Here is a 17935-nt window from a genome sequence, read left to right as displayed (position 1 = left end):
CGACAGCATAGGAGACGATGCGATGGAGTTCGATGCGGTATTGCTTCCCCCTCGACGTGAGCACAGTGTGGCGCGCGGCTGGTGGCCCGAGCGCACAATCAACGACGCGCTCGACGCGGCGCTCGCGGCATGGCCCGACAAGGTGGCACTCACGGCGGTCTCGACGGCCACCGGGCAGACCACGCAACTGACCTACGCCGCGCTCGCTGATGCGGCGGAGCGTCTCGCGCTGGGTCTGTTGCGACGTGGCGTCGGACGCGGCGACGTGGTCGCGTGCCAACTGCCCAACGGCTGGCCGTTCGCGGTGACCTACTTGGCCTGCGCCCGTATCGGCGCGGTGCTCAATCCCCTCATGCACATCTTCCGCGAGCGCGAGCTGTCCTTCATGCTGCGCCATGGCGAGGCGAAAGTGTTCATCGTGCCGCAGCAGTTTCGCGGCTTTGATCACGCCGCGATGGCGCGCGCGTTGCAGCACGAGCTTGACACGCTCCGGCATGTGATCGTCGTCGGGGAGGCTGCCGCAGAGGAGAGTTTCGACGCCGTGCTCATGGCAGGCGAACCTGCGGCGACCGACGCGGAGCGCGCGCAGATGCAGGCGTCGCGCGCGCGTCCGGACGACGTCATGCAATTGATGTACACGTCCGGCACCACGGGCGAGCCGAAGGGTGTGATGCACAGTGCGAACACCACGTTCTCGAACATCGACGCTTACGCGCAGCGCATGCGCCTCGGTTGCGACGACGTGATTCTGATGGGCTCGCCGCTCGCGCACCAGACCGGCTTCATGTACGGCCTGATGATGCCCATCATGCTCGGCGCGAGTGCGGTCATGCTCGACGTGTGGGACCCGTCGAACGCCGTGCGTCTGATCCAGGCGCACGGGGTGACATTCACGATGGCGTCCACCCCGTTTCTCACCGATCTGACCAAGACCGTGGCGGCTGGCGGCGAGACTGTGCCGAGCTTGCGCGCGTTCCTGTGCGCGGGGGCACCCATTCCCGGCCCGGTGGTCGAGCAGGCGCGCAAGGTACTCGGCGCGAAAATCGTGTCGGCGTGGGGCATGACCGAGAACGGCGCCGTGACGCTTACACGCCTTGAAGACGACGACACGCGCGCCTCCACGACGGACGGTTGTCCGCTGCCGGGTGTCGAGCTACGCGTGGTCGACGTAGACGATCATGACCTGCCCACAGGCGAAACCGGCCGTTTGCTCGTGCGCTCGTGTTCGAATTTCGGCGGCTATCTCAAGCGCGCGCAATGGAACGGCACCGACGCCGCCGGGTGGTTCGACACGGGCGATATGGCGTGGCTTGACGCCACTGGCTACGTGCGCATCGCCGGTCGCAGCAAGGACGTGATCATTCGGGGAGGCGAGAATATCCCCGTCGTCGAAATCGAGGCGCTGCTGTACCGCCATCCGGCGGTCGCGACAGTGGCCATCGTGGCGTATCCGGACGAGCGGCTCGGCGAACGCGCGTGTGCGGTGGTGGTGCCGCGCCCCGGGCAGTCGATCGATCTGCCCGCGCTCACCGCTTTTCTGGCGTCGCACAAGGTCGCCCGGCAGTATTGGCCGGAACGGCTCGAAGTGCGCGAGGCGCTGCCGACCACCCCCACGGGTAAGATACAGAAATTCAAATTGCGCGAGATGCTGCAGACGGGCGAGTGAAAGCCCGCACGCGGCGCGGCGTACTTCAAGGATGGAAGGTCGATGACATCGAAGGGACTGGATAGCGAATCGTTCGAGCTGTTGCTCGCCGCGGTGCAACGTTTCATTCGCGAGCGGCTGGTGCCCGCCGAGAACGACGTGGAAGAGCACGACGACGTGCCGGCCACGCTCGTCAATGAGATGAAGGAGATGGGCCTGTTCGGCCTGTCGATTCCCGAGGCATTCGGCGGCATCGGCTTGTCGATGACGCAGGAAGTGCGCGTGGCCTATGAGTTCGGGCAGACGTCGCTGGCATTTCGCTCGGTGTTCGGCACCAACGTGGGCATCGGCTCACAGGGCATCCTGATGGACGGTACCGAAGCGCAAAAGCGCGACCTGCTGCCGCGCGTGGCGAGTGGGGACCTGATCATGTCGTTCGCGCTCACGGAGCCGGACGCGGGATCGGACCCGGCCGCGCTCAAGACACGGGCCGTACTCGACGGCGACACCTATGTGCTCGATGGCGTGAAGCGCTTCATTACCAACGCACCGCGCGCCGGGGCGTTCACGCTGATGGCGCGCACGGGCGGCGAGGGCGCGGGCGGGATCTCGGCGTTCATCGTGCCGGCCGACACGCCGGGCCTGTCGCTGGGCAAGCCCGACAAGAAGATGGGGCAGCGCGGAACGAAGACGTGCGACGTCGTGCTGCAAGGCGCGCGCGTGCCGGCGGCGAACATCATCGGCGGCGAGGCGGGCAAGGGCTTCAAGACGGCGATGAAGGTCCTCGACCGTGGGCGCTTGCACGTGGCGGCGCTGGCGTGCGGCATGGCGCAGCGAATTCTCGATGAGTCCGTGGCCTATGCACGCGAACGCAAGCAATTCGGGCAGCGCATCGGCGACTTCCAGCTCGTGCAGGCGATGCTCGCGGACAGTCAGGCGGAACTGTACGCCGGATGGTCGATGGTGCAGGACTGTGCCCTGCGTTACGACGCGAAGCCCGAAGGCAAGCGCGACGCCGACGTCAGCACGCGGGCCTCGTGCGCCAAGCTGTTCTGCACCGAGATGGTCGGGCGCGTGGCCGATCGTGGTGTGCAGGTGCACGGCGGCGCGGGCTACATCAACGAATACAAGGTCGAGCGCTTCTATCGCGACGTGCGACTGCTCCGTCTCTATGAAGGCACCACGCAAATTCAACAACTGATCATCGGGCGGGCCCTGATGCAGGACGATTGAGGTCGCGCGCACCGCTGGCGGTGCGCCGAGTCATACACGCGGCGCATCATGCTGGTGCGCGTGATGTCAGGGCCGCACCGCCTTGCACTGCTGCGGTGCAACAGATTCCACTCGATTTTCGGGCATTTCCCATAGACAAACCACCTGTTCTGCGTTGACCAGCAACGCTTTGTCGAACTTTCTGCGTCACTTGGCACGCTTGTTGCATTAGTGTGTGTGCCAGCGGCAAAGACGTCGCCGGCCATGAATTCCGGTACGGCGTCAGGCGAGAGCGCCTGCGACGTACCCACAGGACAACGGCGTCCCTCCGTGCTTCGGCACGGTCGGACGCCGTTTTGTTTTTCGGGCGCTGCAAGCGCTGCAACAGGAGAAGACAGCATGCGCAAACCTCGTCTGGTCGTCATCGGCAACGGCATGGCCGGCATCCGCACGCTCGAAGAGCTGCTGGAAATCGCACCGCATCAGTACGACATCACCGTATTCGGTGCCGAGCCGCATCCGAACTACAACCGGATCCTGCTCTCGCCGGTGCTCGCCGGCGAGCAGTCGTTCGCCGACATCGTGCTCAATCCGCTCGACTGGTATGCCGAGAAGGGCATCACGTTGCATCTGGGCAAGGAAGTCACGCAGATCGATCGACCGCGCCGTGTCGTGCGTTGCGCCGACGGCACCGAGGCGCCGTACGACCGTCTGTTGATCGCCACCGGGTCCAGCCCGTTCATTCTGCCGGTGCCCGGCAAGGATCTCGATGGCGTGATCAGCTATCGCGACATTCGCGATACCGAGATCATGATCGAGACGGCGAGCATGAAGCGTCATGCGGTTGTGATCGGCGGCGGTCTGCTCGGCCTGGAGGCGGCCAACGGTCTCAAGCTGCGCGGCATGGACGTGACCGTCGTGCATCTGGCCGAGACGCTGCTCGAGCGCCAACTCGACAGTACGGCGGGCAAGCTGCTGCAACAATCGCTCGAAGCGCGCGGTCTCGCGTTCCGACTGTCGCATCAAACGGCAGCGATTCTTGACGACGGCAACGGCAACGTGCGGGCCGTGAAGTTCAGCAACGGCGAAGAAATTGACGCGGACCTCGTTGTCATGGCCGCAGGAATTCGGCCGAATACGACGCTGGCCGAAGCGGCCGGTCTGTATTGCGCCCGTGGCATTGTCGTGTCCGACACGCTGCAAACCTACGATCCGCGCATCTACGCGGTGGGCGAATGCGTGAGCCATCGCGGCGTAGCCTACGGTCTCGTGGCCCCGCTGTTCGAGCAGGCCAAGGTCTGCGCCAACCACCTCGCGCTCATGGGCATCGGCAGCTATCGCGGCTCGGTGCTGTCGACGAAGCTCAAGGTCACGGGCATCGACCTGTTTTCGGCGGGCGACTTTCTCGGCGGCGAAGGCACCGAGGAGATCGTGTTGTCCGATCCCGCGAGCGGCGTCTACAAGAAGCTGGTGATTCGCGACGACAAGCTCGTCGGCGCGTGTCTGTACGGTGACACGGCTGACGGCGCCTGGTACTTCAAGCTGTTGCGCGACGGGCGTGCGCTGGGCGAGTTGCGCAGCAGCATCATGTTCGGCGAGTCGAGTGTGGGCGACGTCGGCACGCAAGGGCAGAACCGCGCGTCGGCCATGTCCGATACCGATGAAGTGTGCGGCTGCAACGGCGTGTGCAAGGGCACGATCGTCAAGGCGATCACCGAGAAGGGCTTGTTCACGCTCGATGAGGTCAAGAAGCATACGAAGGCTGCCAGCTCGTGCGGTTCGTGCGCCGGGCTGTGCGAACAGATCCTGATGAGCACGCTGGGCTCGACCTACGACGCGACACCGAAGGAGAAGGCGGTGTGCGGTTGCACGGATCTGTCGCACGCCGACGTGCGTCGCGCGGTGCGTGAGCATCACCTCACGTCCCATCGTGCCGCCTTCGACTTCCTCGAATGGCGCACGCCCAACGGGTGCGCCACGTGCCGTCCCGCGCTGAACTACTACATGCTCAGCACGTGGCCGAAGGAAGCCGTTGACGATCCGCAAAGCCGCTTCGTCAACGAGCGCGTGCACGCCAACATCCAGAAGGACAACACGTTCTCCGTCATCCCGCAGATGAAGGGCGGCGTGACGAACCCGAGCGAGCTGCGCCGCATCGCCGACGTGGCGGACAAGTACCAGATTCCGATGGTCAAGGTCACGGGCGGTCAGCGTATCGATTTGCTCGGCGTGAAGAAGGAAGATCTCGTAAGCGTCTGGCGCGACCTCGGTATGCCGTCAGGGCATGCCTACGGCAAGTCGATCCGCACCGTGAAGACGTGCGTGGGCAGCGAATTCTGCCGCTTCGGCACGCAGAACAGCACGCAGATGGGCATTGATCTGGAGACCATGCTCGCGAACATGTGGTCGCCCCACAAGGTCAAGCTGGCCGTGTCCGGCTGCCCGCGCAATTGCGCCGAGGCCGGGATCAAGGACGTGGGTGTGATCGCGGTCGACTCGGGGTGGGAGCTGTATGTCGGCGGCAACGGCGGCATCAAGACCGAAGTCGCGCAGTTCCTCGTCAAGGTGAAGACCGCCGACGAGGTCAAGGAGTACACGGGCGCGTTTCTCCAGCTCTATCGCGAGGAAGCCTATTACCTCGACCGCACGGTGCATTACCTCGACCGGGTGGGCCTCGACTACGTGAAGCAACGCGTGGTGAACGATGCCGCCAATCGTCGCGCGCTGTACGAACGGTTGCTCTTCTCGCTCGATGGCCTGCCCGACCCGTGGCAAGCGCGTATCAACGGGGCGCAAGCCAATGAATACCGTCCGCTGACCTCGACCGTGCCGGTGAGCGTCGAGCCCGCGACTGCCTGAGGAGAACACCATGACGCAATCCAAACCGATCTGGCTGCATGTCTGCGACGTGGACGCGATTCCGCGCCTGGGCACGCGCGTGCTGACCCATCCGAGCGGCGACATCGCCCTTTTTCGCGCCGAGAGCGACAAGGTTTTTGCGTTGCGCGACAAGTGCCCACACAAGGGCGGTGCGCTCTCGCTGGGCATCGTGCACGGCGAGAAGGTCACGTGCCCGCTGCACGCCTGGAACATTGACCTGACGACCGGCGAAGCCTGCGCACCCGATGTGGGCTGTGCAGAGCGCTTCGCCGTGCGGATCGACGCGGGCGAGGTATATGTGTCGCTCGACGAGGCGATCGGTACCGAGGTGAGCGCGGCGACGGCTGCCGCTTGACCCGCTACCCCCGCCCCCCTGACCCCTCGCGATTGCCGGAGCCCCCCATGACAACCCTCACGCAAACCACCTGCTGCTACTGCGGCGTCGGTTGCGGCATGCTCGTCGAGAGCGACGGCGAGCGCATCGTCGATGTGCAGGGCGACCCGGCGCATCCGGCGAACTTCGGGCGTCTGTGCAGCAAGGGCATGACGTTGCCGCTCACCGCGCAGTCGCTTGCCGGACGCGTGCTGACGCCTGAGTTGCGCACCACGCGCGACGCCGAGCGCGCGCCCGCCAGTTGGGACGACGCGCTGGAGACGGTGGCGTCGCGCTTCGCCGACGTTATCCGTCGGCATGGCCCGGACGCCGTCGCCTTTTACGTGTCAGGACAGTTGTTGACCGAGGACTACTACGTCTTCAACAAGCTCGCCAAGGGGCTGGTGCGCACCAACAACATCGACACGAACTCGCGACTGTGCATGTCGAGCGCCGTGAGCGCCTACAAGATGGCGCTCGGCGCAGACGGGCCGCCCACCTGCTACGACGATCTCGAAGCGGCCCGCACCGTGCTGTTCGCCGGCAGCAACATGGCCTACGCGCACCCGGTGCTGTTCCGTCGACTCGAAGCGGCCAAGGCGGCCGATCCGTCGATTCGCTGGATCGTCGTCGATCCGCGCCGCACCGATACGGCGGCGATGGCCGATCTGCATCTGGCCATCGTGCCGGGCACCGACGTTGCGCTCTTTCACGGCATGCTGCACCACCTGATCTGGGAAGGACGCATCGACCGGCGCTACATCGACGCCCATACCGAAGGCTTCGATGCCCTCAAGCAGATGCTGCGCGGCTATACCCCGCAACTGGTGGCCGACATCTGCGGCATCGAAGAATCGGCGTTGCGTCAGGCGGCCGACTGGTTTGGCGAGAGCCCGGCGGCGCTGTCGCTTTATTGCATGGGGCTGAATCAATCGAGCCACGGCACCGAAAAAAATCTCGCGCTCATCCATCTGCATTTGGCCACCGCGCAGATCGGACGCCCGGGCGCCGGGCCGTTTTCGCTCACCGGTCAGCCCAATGCGATGGGGGGGCGTGAAGTGGGCGGACTGGCCACCATGCTCGCCGCGCATCGCGAGATCGGCAACGCGGCGCATCGCGCCGAGGTCGAGCGCCTTTGGGGCGTGCAGGGGCTGTCGGACCGGCCGGGCCTGCCGGCTGTGGAGATGTTCGACGCCGTGCGCGACGGCCGTATCAAGGCGATCTGGATCGCGTGCACGAACCCCGTGCATTCGATGCCGGACAGCGAGCGCGTGCGTGAAGCGCTCGCCGCTGCGGAGTTCGTGGTGGTGCAGGAGGCGTTTCACCAGACCGACACCGTTCCTTATGCCGACGTGCTGTTGCCCGCAACGAGCTGGGGCGAGAAGGCGGGCACGGTCACGAACTCGGAGCGGCGTATCTCGCGCGTGCGGGCCGCCGTCTCGGCGCCGGGAGAGACCCGGGCCGACTGGTGGATTGCCAGCGAGGTCGCCCGGCGTCTTGCACCCAAGCTCGACGCGTCGCCCGAACCGTTCGCGTTCTCGTCCATCGAGGCCATCTTCGACGAGCATCGCGCGCTCACCGTGGGACGCGACCTCGACATCGGCGGTATCGATTACGCGCTGCTCGAGCAGCGCGGACCGCAACATTGGCCGTTTCCGGCCGGCGCGGCGCAAGGCGTTGCGCGCCGCTACGAGGACGGCGTGTTCGCTACGAGCGACGGACGTGCACGTTTTCATGCGTTCGAATATCAACCCGTGGCCGAGCCGATCAATGCCCGCCATCCGCTGCGACTGATTACCGGCCGCCTGCGCGATCAATGGCACGGCATGAGCCGCACGGGGCGTGTGGGGCAGTTGTTCGAGCACGCCCCCGAGCCGGCGCTCACCATGCATCCGGCCGACGCGGCGCGTCGAAGCCTGCGTGCGGGCGATGTCGTGCGGCTATCGAGCCGTCGCGGCGAGCGGGTGTTGACGCTGGCGGTGAGCGACGACGTCGCCTCGGGCACGGTGTTCGTGCCGATGCACTGGAGCGGGCAGTTTCTCGGCGGCGGGGGCGTGAACGACACGACCCTCGGCGCCGTCGACAAGTATTCGAAGCAGCCCGAACTGAAGCACGCCGCCGTGCGCGTCGATCCGCTCGCACTGCCGTGGCGGGTGGCGGCGGTGCGGCGCGGCGACGCCCTGCAATTGCACGCGGCGGTGCAGCCATTGTTGGCCGAGCGTCGCTTCGCGACGGTGCGTCTGGAGGGCGACGACCGGATCGTGGTCATGGCCGCCGACAGCGAGCCGGACGCCGATTGGCTGGAGCGCCTGCACACGGCGCTGGCTCTGCCGCGCGACGAATCGCTGCTGGAGTATCGCGATGCGCGCCGGTCGATGACCAAACGCGTGGCATGGTGCGACACCTTGATCGATGGCGTGCTGGTGGCGGGCAGTGAAGCCGATGTCGCCGCGTCGACGTCGCTACTCGCGCGTGTTCGCGAAACGTCTCCCTGGACGCGCGCGCGCCATGCGGTCTTCGTGGCCGACAGCGGGCCGGCGGTTCCACGCGATCGCACGGTGTGCCAGTGCAAGTCCGTGACGGCGTCGAGCATCAACGCGGCGATCGGTGCGGGAGCGGACGTCGCACAGCTCAAGGCGAGGCTCGGCTGCGGGACGGTCTGCGGCTCGTGTGTGCCGGAGTTGCAGCGCATGTGCGCGGCGCCGCTCAACGCTGCGACGCAGCCGCGCGCGACGAATGTCGCTTGAGCCCGGGACATGGACAGCGCATCGTGAAGGTACCGACTGGATTTGAATTGGGCGACATGCAGACCATCGAGGAATTGAGGGAGAACGATCATGAACAACGGCAAAGTCACCCTGCTGAGCGCCGGTCCCGGCGCGCTGGATCTGCTGACGTTGCGCGCGGCACGCGTGCTCGGCGAAGCCGACGTGCTGCTCGTCGACGATCTGGCCAATCCGGAGATCGCCACGCTCGCGCCGCAGGCCCGCGTGATTGCCGTGGGCAAACGCGGCGGCTGCCGCTCGACGCCACAGGCGTTCATCGAGCGGCTGATGTGCCGCTTTGCGCGACGTGGCTCGCACGTGGTGCGCGTGAAGGGGGGCGACGCGCTGATGTTCGGGCGTGCGGGCGAGGAAATCTCGGCGCTGCGTCGCGCGGGGGTGCCGGTGGAGATCGTCAACGGGGTGTCGTCGGCGTTCGCGGCGGCGGCCGGTTTGGGGATGTCGCTCACCCATCGAGACCACTGTGCGGGCGTGACGTTCGTCACCGCGCACCGGCAGGACGGCAGTGCCCCCAACTGGGCGGCGCTCGCGGCGACCGGCACCACGTTGGCGATCTACATGGGCCTGCATCGGGTCGAGGAACTGAGCGAAATGCTACTGGCGCATCTCGATGCGGCAACCCCGGCGGGGGCGGTCCAGTGGGCGGGCTCGCCGCAAGAGCGGCGAATGGTCACGTCGCTGGGCCGGCTGGCGGCCGACATTCGCACCGCGGGGTTTGCCAGTCCGACTATCCTGCTCGTGGGCGGCGCGGTCGGTGAAGCGGCGCTCGCGGCGGTCGAACCGAGCACGGCAACGGGTGTCGATGAGGGGGATGCCGCCGCGGACACGGTGCGCGACGTCATCGCCAGAGCGGCCTGATGCGTTGTATCTTCACTACCTATACTGAACAGCGCGTGTTCGATTAGCACAAGAGACGTCGCCGACGGGGCGCAGCCGATGCAGCCCCGCAACGGCGACGCGGATGGAATTTCACTGACCGGCCGAGCGCATTGGCCCCCACGAACTTGCCGAAAACACCGGATGCCGGGGACGTCGATCCTCAGGCCGACACGCCCCGCAAAGCAGCAGCGCCTGCCGCCCCTGTCACGACAGCGGGGGCGCACGGCATGCTGCGCGTGCTGCTCGTCACCGATACCGACAAGCCGATTGGCGAGTTGCGGACTGCGCTCGCGCGTCTGGGGTGCGAGATGCTGGTGGAAGTCGCCAAGCCGCAGGCGCTGCCGCGTGTGGTGGAGAGCGAGCGCCCGGACGTCGTCATCATCGATACCGAATCGCCGTCGCGCGACACGCTGGAACAACTCGCGGTGATGAACGCGGCGGCGCCGCGTCCGGTGCTGATGTTTTCGGCCGACGGCAATCAATCGCTGATTCGTGCGGCCGTCGATGCCGGGGTGACGGCATACTCCGTCGAGGGACTGGCGGCAGACCGGCTCGCGCCGATTCTCGAAGTGGCGCTTGCGCGCTTCGCCCATGAGGAAAAGCTGCGCGCACGACTGGCCAAGGCCGAGACCGAACTGGCCGACCGAAAGCTGATCGACCGCGCCAAGCGGCTGCTGATGGACCGACGCAAGATTTCCGAGCAGGAGGCCTACGCCATCCTGCGCAAACGGGCGATGGATCAGGGCGAGAAGCTCGTCGAAGTGGCGCGCCAGCTCGTCTCGATTGCCGAATTACTGGGATAGACACTGCTCATGTCGACGTCATCATGGTTGGCTTCTGACGCGCAATGGCCGGACGGCGTGCCAGAGAAACGTCATCTGCGCGTGGGGTTCATCGCGCTGTCCGATGCGGCGCCGCTGATCGTCGCGAAGCGTCTGGAGCTGGGGCACGAACATGGACTGACCCTGGAGCTGAGCCGCGAGTCGTCGTGGGCGGCCGTGCGCGACAAGCTGCTCACGGGCGAGCTGGATGCCGCGCACTCGCTATATGGCCTCGTGTACGGGGTGCAGTTGGGCATTGGCGGCCCGCGTGAAGACATGGCCGTGCTCATGGTGCTCAATCGCAACGGGCAGGCGGTGACGGTCACGCCGTCGCTGGCCGAGGCGATGGCGCGCACGGGCGACTTGCGCGCGGCGCTGGCGTCGCTCGGGCGCAAGCCGGTCTTCGCGCAGACGTTTCCGACAGGCACGCACGCGATGTTCCTCAATTACTGGTTTGCCGCGCAGGGCATCGATCCGCTCACCGAGATCTCCAGCATCGTGATTCCCCCGGCGCATATGGTTGCCGCGATGGAAGAGGGCGGGCTCGACGGGTTTTGCTGCGGCGAGCCGTGGCATGCCGTGGCCCAGGCGCGCGGGCTGGGGCGCACGGTCGTGGTGTCGAGCGACATTTGGCCCAATCACCCGGAGAAGGTGTTGGCCTGCCGCCGGGACTTTGTGTCGCGCTATCCGAAAACGGCACAGGCGCTGGTGCGCACGCTGCTCAGCGCGTGCCGCTGGCTGGATATGCCCGGGCATCGGGCGGAAGCGGCGGGATGGTTGGCGGAGCCGGCGTGGGTCGGGGCGCCACGCGACCTGATCGCGGCGCGTCTGCTGGGTGACTTCGGCCGCCTTCAAGGACGGCATGCGTTGCTGCCCGTGAGCTTCTTCGACGAGGGCGTGGTGAATTACCCGCACCCTTCGGATGGCATGTGGTTCATCGCGCAATATCGGCGTTGGGGCATGGTGGGCGATGCGGCGGTGGCCGGTGCCGCGCAAACGGCGGCAGCGGTGAGCCAGACGGCGCTGTTCGAGGCGGCGGCACGTGCCGAGGCCGTGCCGGTGGAGGCCACGCCAGCGCACGAGGTGCTTTGCGACGGCAAGGCCTGGGATGCGGCCGTCGCCGGCGATTTACGCGCGTACGTCGATGGATTCGATATTCGGGCCCGGTGATGTCGACCGGCGTGGCGACCGGATCAGACCTTTTTGACGAATTCCGATTTCAGGCTCATGGCGCCAAAGCCGTCGATCTTGCAATCGATATCGTGGTCGCTGTCCACCAGCCGAATGTTCTTCACCTTGGTGCCCATCTTGATCACGCCGCCCGACCCCTTTGGCTTCAAGTCCTTGATAACGGTCACCGTATCGCCATTCTGCAGAAGGGTTCCGGTGGCGTCGCGATAGACGCGTTCGGTGGGTTCCGTTGATGCGGCAGCCTGGGCCGACCATTCATGCGCGCACTCGGGGCAAATGTAGACACCCCCGTCTTCGTACGTGAATTCGGAGTTGCATTTCGGGCAAGCGGGCAAAGTACTCATGTCGATGGGTCCTGAAAGGCCGACGAAGGCGATCAAAGCGCGAAATTATATCGCGGTCGGCGGATTCGCCCGGGCAGTGGTGTTCCCGCGGCAGGGCGCCGCGATCGCGGTCGGGCTTCGATGACATCCCTAATTGATTCAAGTAACCGGATTACGGACACTCGAACGATCGATAATGCAAATTCGATGTTAGTCCCGCCAACGCCCTCTGTTCGTATTCTATGGTCGACGAGACCCGCTTCCCAATCCGCAAGGAATGCCCCCCGGGCGCCTGTACCTGTGATCGGGATAGCCTCATGCAAGACCCGCACGGTGATCGCCGCCTCCTACTGTTGACGCAGGCGGAGGAGAAACGGCTGATCGCGCGCATCGAAGCCGTGACCAGTTACGCCGATCTGCAACGCGTAGCTGACCTGATGCAGGCCCAGCTCGGGATTTCGCTGCAGATCGCGCCGAGTGTGAACGAAGTCCGGACGGTCCGCGGCATCAGCATTCGGTTGGTGGCCAAACCGGGCCTTTGCCGGAAGCTCCACGCGTCGATTCCCGCCGCCGTTCGCCGATGCCTCGATAGTCGTCCCGGTATCGCCTACGCGATCCTGGATGCGCACGATTTGCTGGGTGGCGGTCAATGACGCCGTGACGGCGGGGCTCAGTCACGCTGGACGGTCTTCCTCGCTTGTCGAGCACGCGCAGGCACAATCAGCGACTTGCGCAAGTTGCGTATCGCAACTATATTGGTTGCGATACGCAACTGATAGGGGGTGAGATATGGATATCGTCGATCTACCTGGCAAGGCTCGCGAAGCGGAGATTCTGGAACTCCGCGACTTCTCGCGTCGACTGGTTCGCGAACTCGGCTTCATGCGAACGACGCTGGCCGACAGCGATCTCGCGCCGTCGGCGGTTCACGCCATCATCGAGATCGGGGCGACGCCCGGAATCAGTGCCAAGGACCTGGGCAACCTGCTGCGGCTGGATAAATCGAACACGAGCCGGCAAGTGGCGAAGCTCGAGGCCAGCGGGCTCGTGAGGCGCACGACGGCAAGCAACGACGCGCGTGCCTCCGAACTCTCTCTGACCGAAGCGGGGCAGCGGCTTCGCAGCAAGATCGACCGCTTTGCTACCGATCAGGTGTCCAGCGCGCTGCGGCGCATCGTGCCCGCGGATCAGGCGGCCCTGGTCCGGGCGCTTGCCCTGTACGCGGACGCGCTCGCACAGGACAACTCGGCCAAAGGCGTGATCGAGGGGGAAGTCTCCGCACAAGTGGTCGAAGGCTATCAGCCGGGGTGTATCGGCGACATTGCCAGCCTGCACGCGCGCTTTTACGCAGAGCACTGGGGGTTTGGCGTGTTTTTCGAGAAGAAGGTGGCAACGGAACTGGCGGCGTTCGCCAGCGGGTTGCCCGCCGACGGCAAAGCGCTGTGGCGCCATGTGGAGAATGGGCGCACGCTGGCCTCGCTCGCGATCGACGGCGACCTTGCTACCGGTGTCGCGCATTTGCGCTGGTTCATCGTCGACGATTCGATGCGTGGGTCCGGGGTTGGGCGGCGTCTGATGGCGCAGGCCATGGCCTTCGTCGACGCGCGCTATCGCGAAACGGACCTATGGACGTTCAAGGGGCTCGATGCCGCGCGGCATTTGTACGAGTCGTTCGGCTTTGCGCTGACCGACGAATCGGAAGGCGAGCAATGGGGGAGCCGGGTTGTCGAGCAACGGTTCTGTCGTCGTGCGGGTAGTGCGCCGTCATAGCGCTCGCGCCCTCAGGCTGCCGGGGGTGGTCCAATGCCGGCGTGCGCCATTTACGATGCATCGGCGGTCCAGGAGCTGCCGCTATCGCGCCGCCACGATCACATGCGCCTGAATTTTGCCAGCGACCGGACCGTTGCCGTGGCGCTGGGCTATCGCCTGCGTTGCCCGCTCGGTGGCGAGTTGAAGCAAGCTGGCGTCGCGCGCTTCGATTTCGTTGCGCAGCGGCGTTCCGAGGCAATAGGCCGTGGCGACGTCGCGCGCCGAGGCCCCGTAACTCACCTTCTCGCGAGTTTCGATCGTCATGTGGACGAACCCGGCGTGGCTTAGGTCCTCCCGGATGCGTGCGACATCGTAATACCCGTGCGGCGTGCGCGCGAGGAATCTTGGCGGGTCGTGCGGAAACAACGCGCCGATGGCTTGAGTGATCTCGTCGGCGAAGGCATTCTCTTCGATGCGATCCCATACGGTGAAGACGAAGCGGCCGCCCGGCGTCAGCATGCGACGCGCCTCGGCATAGCCGGCGGCTCTATCTGGAAAAAACATCGCGCCAAATTGGCAGCAAACGACGTCGAACGATGCATCGTCAAACGGTAGGGCGAGCGCGTCGGCCTGCGTCCATTCGATCCGGGCGTCGGTCGGTTGCCTGCCGGCTGCATAGTCGAGCATTGGCTGATTGAGATCGGTGACCACGTAGCGCACGTCAGCGCCGAGCTTCGGCGCGAGCGCTCGCGTGAGCGCACCGCTGCCGGCGGCGGTCTCCAGGATGGATTTGGGCGAGGTGGCAACGACAATCGCTGCCGTATCCACGGCGTAGGTCTCGAAGATCAACGGCACCATCAGCGTGTCGTAGCACTTCGGAATCGACCCTGCAAATACCTTGTCGGGCTCGAGCATGATGCCCCCTTGAATGCGCTGACGATGGCCCCGGGTTACCCAACCGCCTGTTCATTCTAGGCGGACCAAGGCCAGCCCGTTGCCGCATTCGTCGGCGAGAAGGATCACCTGGAATGACAAAAGCCCGTCGACCTTGCGGCCGACGGGCTTTCGAATTTGGTTGCGGGGACAGGATTTGAACCTGTGACCTTCGGGTTATGAGCCCGACGAGCTGCCAGACTGCTCCACCCCGCGTCTGAGAACTGAATAATACGAGAGTTCCGCGCATCGTGTCAAGCATTTATGACATTAAATTTATGGACCTCGGAAAAACATGCGCGACGTGTGCATTTTCGCCGCATCCCGCGCGCACGCCGTATCACTCGGAAGTGAACGTCGTGGCGGCGCTCACCAGCGGATCGTGGCGCCCGCCTGCACGGAGTGGGCGAGCGACGCCGGGTTCAGGCCGCGCTTGTAGCCGAGGTCCAGATCGAGGTCCTTCGTCGGGCTGTAGATCGCGCCGACCAGCGCGTAAGCGGGCTTTGTCCGGGTCGTGGCGTCCGGATTGGTCGCGAGACCGATGTCGGCAACCAGGCGCACAGTGTCCGTCGCGCTGAAAAGCACGGCCGTGGACGCGTTCCACAGGCTCTGTCGGTTGCCGGTGCCGTTGTTGTTCCACGTATAGCCGGCGTTGGCGAGGAATGTCCAGCGATCGAGGTTGTATTGCATCAACAGATTCGCGCCGGTGGTCGCGCGCCCGTTGCCGAGGCCGCGATCCTGGCTGGCCGTCGGCAGCGAGACGAACGGCTTGAGGCCGAGGCTCCACTGATCGGTTTCGAGAAAGCGCCATTTGGCTTGCAACTGGAGGTCGGTGACGCCGCTGGTCCAGCCAGCGCCATCGGGTCGCGTGCGCTGGTAGGGCGCCTGGATGGCGACGTCGAGGTTGGGCATCACACCGTACGTCAGCGTGTTGTTCCATTGTTGCTGGCGGGCGCTCGGCATGGTTATCCACTCGCTGTTCAGCTCGAGTTGCCAGTTGCCGGTGTCCTGTGTGCCGGTGTCGTCCGTTACAAGCGGGTTGGTGGCGTGACCGGTAAGCGGCGCGAGCGCTGCGGCAAGCATCAGAAACTTCTTCATTGAAAACTCCTGCGGGGCGATTGATGTGTCCCGGTGCGAAAGACTGAAAATCCGTCGCGCGGATCGTACGGGGGGCATGTGACACGGTCAACCGAAACCCGCCGAATGTGCGGTATTCGAGATTCGTGTCTTGGGAGCGTTGCTCGTTGACGGGGCTTCGTGGTGGGAGGTAGGGAGGTAGGTAGGGGATAGAGGCGTGGAGACGTGGAGAGGCGCGGAGGTGGAGATGTGAGGGTGAAGAGGCGCACGAAAGGGACGCCGAGGCTGCCTACATCGTGTATCGAGTGGTAGACTTCGGGCCCATTTTTAGCGGGGCCGGGCGCACCGCCGCCGACTCACCATGCAAGCCAGAAGTCATCTCATTTTCGGTATCGGCGCAACTTGGCTGATGCATCGCACCGGGTGGGCCGCCAGCGTCCACGCCTGGCCCTTGACGCTCGTTGGCGCATTGCTGCCCGACATCGATCACCCGAAGAGCATGCTGGGACGCCGAGTCGCACCGGTGTCGCTCTTGGTCTCCGGTCTCTTCGGCCATCGTGGCATGACGCATTCGCTGCTGCTGCCGATCCTGGCGGTCGTGGGCTGCCTGTATGGCTGGGGCCATGTGCCGGCGTGGATGCTTGCGTTGGCGGCCGGATATTTGTCACATCTGCTGGCCGATTGGCTCACGCCGTCCGGCGTGCCGCTGTGCTGGCCGTTGCGAACGCGCTTCCGTTCGCCGCTTTACGTGACGACCGGGTCGGCGGCAGAGTGGTGCGTGGCCGCGGCACTCGCGTTCGCCATGTGGCGATGGTGGTGAGTGCGCGCGGACGCGCCGGCGGAATCAGCGGAATCAGTGGTAGCGGCGTCGGCTGACACGGCTAACTCGGCTGACAGGCCCGCGAGTCGGCCCGCGCGGATGTCGGTCAGCGCCAGGACAACGGCGGCTCGTCCATGAGGGCAACCTGTTCGCGAAGCTCCAGGATGCGGTCCTGCCAGTAGCGCTGCGTGTTGAACCAAGGAAAGGCGGCGGGGAACGCCGGATCGTCCCAGCGCCGGGCCAGCCAGGCGCTATAGTGCAGCAGGCGCAGCGTTCGCAAGGCTTCTGTGAGATGCAGCTCGCGCGGGTTGAAGTCGGCAAAGTCCTCGTAGCCGGAGAGGACTTCATCGAGCTGGACCGTCATCTCTTCGCGCGTGCCCGAAAGCAGCATCCACAGATCCTGCATCGCCGGCGCCATGCACGTATCGTCGAAATCGACGAAGTGCGGGCCGGCATCGGTCCACAAGACGTTGCCGCCGTGGCAGTCGCCGTGTACGCGCAGCAGTTTCACGTCTCCAGCCCGCTCGTAAGCGCGCGCGACACCGGCGAGCCCCAGGTCGACAATACTGCGCCAGGCGTCGCGCAGGTCGTTCGGAATGAAGTCGCTCGCCCACAGGTAGTCGACCGGGGTGTGTCCGTACGTGTCGATGTCCAGGGTGATGCGGTGCCGGAACGGCTGGATGGCGCCGACTGCGTGGATACGGCCGAGAAAGCGACCGAGCCAATTGAGCGTGTCGGGATCCTGCAGTTCGGGGGCTCGGCCGCCGCGTCGAGGGAAGAGGGCGAAGCGGAAACCGTTGAAATGGTGCAGGGTCGTGCCTTGCGTCTCGAGCGGGGCAACGACCGGAATCTCCTGATGGGCGAGCGCTTGTGTGAAGGCGTGCTCCTCCAGGATGGCGTCGTCGGTCCAGCGCTGGGGGCGATAGAACTTCGCGATGAGCGGAGGGCCGTCTTCCATCCCTACCTGATAGACGCGGTTCTCATAACTGTTGAGGGCGAGCAGGCGCCCGTCGCTGAAATAGCCAAGCTGCTCGACGGCGGCAATGACGGTGTCGGGCAGGAGGGTGGAGAAAGGATGCGCGGGCGCGGAGGCGTCCTGTGAAAGATCAGTGTTCATGGGCGCTATTGTGCCAAAGGCGGTGCGACGGGCGCCGGTACTCTTCTCTATAGCGTCTGGATACAGATAGGACGCGGTGGGACAGGGACGCGAAAACGCAGAAAATTGCATCGCCTTCAAAAAAGTTTCACA

General features: G+C 65.3%; 15 protein-coding genes and 1 tRNA gene. 11 read left to right on the top strand and 5 right to left on the bottom strand.

What is annotated here, in order from left to right:
* Nucleotides 1–22: 22 nt before the first annotated feature.
* The 8 genes from aliA (at nt 23) to A985_RS0113310 (ending at nt 11763) form a co-directional block, all read left to right on the top strand.
* Entirely contained in the window at nt 23–1666 is a 1644-nt protein-coding gene (gene aliA / locus A985_RS0113345; RefSeq protein ID WP_017233902.1) for a cyclohexanecarboxylate-CoA ligase, read from the top strand.
* 42 nt (nt 1667–1708) lie between these two features.
* Complete coding sequence (locus A985_RS0113340; protein ID WP_017233901.1) at nt 1709–2878, top strand: acyl-CoA dehydrogenase family protein; 1170 nt, start codon at nt 1709–1711, stop codon at nt 2876–2878.
* A 378-nt stretch (nt 2879–3256) separates the two neighbouring features.
* Entirely contained in the window at nt 3257–5716 is a 2460-nt protein-coding gene (gene nirB, locus A985_RS0113335; RefSeq protein WP_017233900.1) for a nitrite reductase large subunit NirB, read from the top strand.
* Between the two features lie 10 nt (nt 5717–5726).
* The gene (gene nirD / locus A985_RS25445; protein WP_017233899.1) at nt 5727–6092 is read left to right on the top strand and encodes a nitrite reductase small subunit NirD; all 366 of its coding nucleotides are present in this window, start codon (nt 5727–5729) and stop codon (nt 6090–6092) included.
* Nucleotides 6093–6139: 47 nt separating this feature from the next.
* A complete protein-coding gene (locus tag A985_RS0113325; RefSeq protein WP_017233898.1) occupies nt 6140–8857 on the top strand; it encodes a nitrate reductase in 2718 nt (905 codons plus the stop codon).
* Between the two features lie 90 nt (nt 8858–8947).
* Nucleotides 8948–9751 carry a uroporphyrinogen-III C-methyltransferase gene (gene cobA, locus A985_RS0113320; protein ID WP_017233897.1) on the top strand — a complete coding sequence of 268 codons (804 nt, stop codon included), beginning with the start codon at nt 8948–8950 and terminating at the stop codon, nt 9749–9751.
* Nucleotides 9752–9999: 248 nt separating this feature from the next.
* Nucleotides 10000–10575 carry an ANTAR domain-containing response regulator gene (locus tag A985_RS0113315; protein WP_017233896.1) on the top strand — a complete coding sequence of 192 codons (576 nt, stop codon included), beginning with the start codon at nt 10000–10002 and terminating at the stop codon, nt 10573–10575.
* Nucleotides 10576–10584: 9 nt separating this feature from the next.
* Nucleotides 10585–11763 carry a CmpA/NrtA family ABC transporter substrate-binding protein gene (locus tag A985_RS0113310; RefSeq protein WP_017233895.1) on the top strand — a complete coding sequence of 393 codons (1179 nt, stop codon included), beginning with the start codon at nt 10585–10587 and terminating at the stop codon, nt 11761–11763.
* A 23-nt stretch (nt 11764–11786) separates the two neighbouring features.
* Here the strand turns inward: A985_RS0113310 and A985_RS0113305 are convergent, their stop codons facing one another.
* The gene (locus A985_RS0113305) at nt 11787–12128 is read right to left on the bottom strand and encodes a zinc ribbon domain-containing protein YjdM (protein ID WP_017233894.1); all 342 of its coding nucleotides are present in this window, start codon (nt 12126–12128) and stop codon (nt 11787–11789) included.
* Nucleotides 12129–12424: 296 nt separating this feature from the next.
* Between A985_RS0113305 and A985_RS0113300 the strand changes: the two genes are divergently transcribed.
* Both A985_RS0113300 and A985_RS0113295 read left to right on the top strand, forming a co-directional pair.
* Nucleotides 12425–12760 (top strand): hypothetical protein, encoded by a 336-nt coding sequence (locus A985_RS0113300; protein WP_017233892.1) that lies wholly within the window; start codon nt 12425–12427, stop codon nt 12758–12760.
* Nucleotides 12761–12896: 136 nt separating this feature from the next.
* Nucleotides 12897–13877, top strand: coding sequence for a bifunctional helix-turn-helix transcriptional regulator/GNAT family N-acetyltransferase (locus A985_RS0113295; RefSeq protein WP_017233891.1), 981 nt, complete (start codon nt 12897–12899; stop codon nt 13875–13877).
* Nucleotides 13878–13958: 81 nt separating this feature from the next.
* On the opposite strand, the gene A985_RS0113290 is transcribed toward A985_RS0113295, so the two are convergent.
* From A985_RS0113290 to A985_RS0113280, 3 genes are all read right to left on the bottom strand, one after another.
* The gene (locus A985_RS0113290; protein ID WP_017233890.1) at nt 13959–14771 is read right to left on the bottom strand and encodes a class I SAM-dependent methyltransferase; all 813 of its coding nucleotides are present in this window, start codon (nt 14769–14771) and stop codon (nt 13959–13961) included.
* A 157-nt stretch (nt 14772–14928) separates the two neighbouring features.
* Nucleotides 14929–15005: transfer RNA gene (locus A985_RS0113285), tRNA-Met, on the bottom strand.
* Nucleotides 15006–15158: 153 nt separating this feature from the next.
* The gene (locus tag A985_RS0113280; protein WP_017233889.1) at nt 15159–15887 is read right to left on the bottom strand and encodes a transporter; all 729 of its coding nucleotides are present in this window, start codon (nt 15885–15887) and stop codon (nt 15159–15161) included.
* A 340-nt stretch (nt 15888–16227) separates the two neighbouring features.
* Here A985_RS0113280 and A985_RS25440 point away from each other — a divergent pair, with 340 nt between their 5' ends.
* Complete coding sequence (locus A985_RS25440; RefSeq protein ID WP_017233888.1) at nt 16228–16686, top strand: metal-dependent hydrolase; 459 nt, start codon at nt 16228–16230, stop codon at nt 16684–16686.
* Nucleotides 16687–16792: 106 nt separating this feature from the next.
* On the opposite strand, the gene A985_RS0113270 is transcribed toward A985_RS25440, so the two are convergent.
* Nucleotides 16793–17803, bottom strand: a complete 1011-nt coding sequence (locus A985_RS0113270; RefSeq protein WP_017233887.1) for a serine/threonine protein kinase — start codon at nt 17801–17803, stop codon at nt 16793–16795.
* Nucleotides 17804–17935: the final 132 nt, after the last annotated feature.

Source organism: Pandoraea sp. B-6 (assembly GCF_000282835.1).
Classification (GTDB): domain Bacteria; phylum Pseudomonadota; class Gammaproteobacteria; order Burkholderiales; family Burkholderiaceae; genus Pandoraea; species Pandoraea cepalis.
Note: the sequence above shows the minus strand (reverse complement) of the source record. Positions and strands in the feature narration are given on the sequence as shown.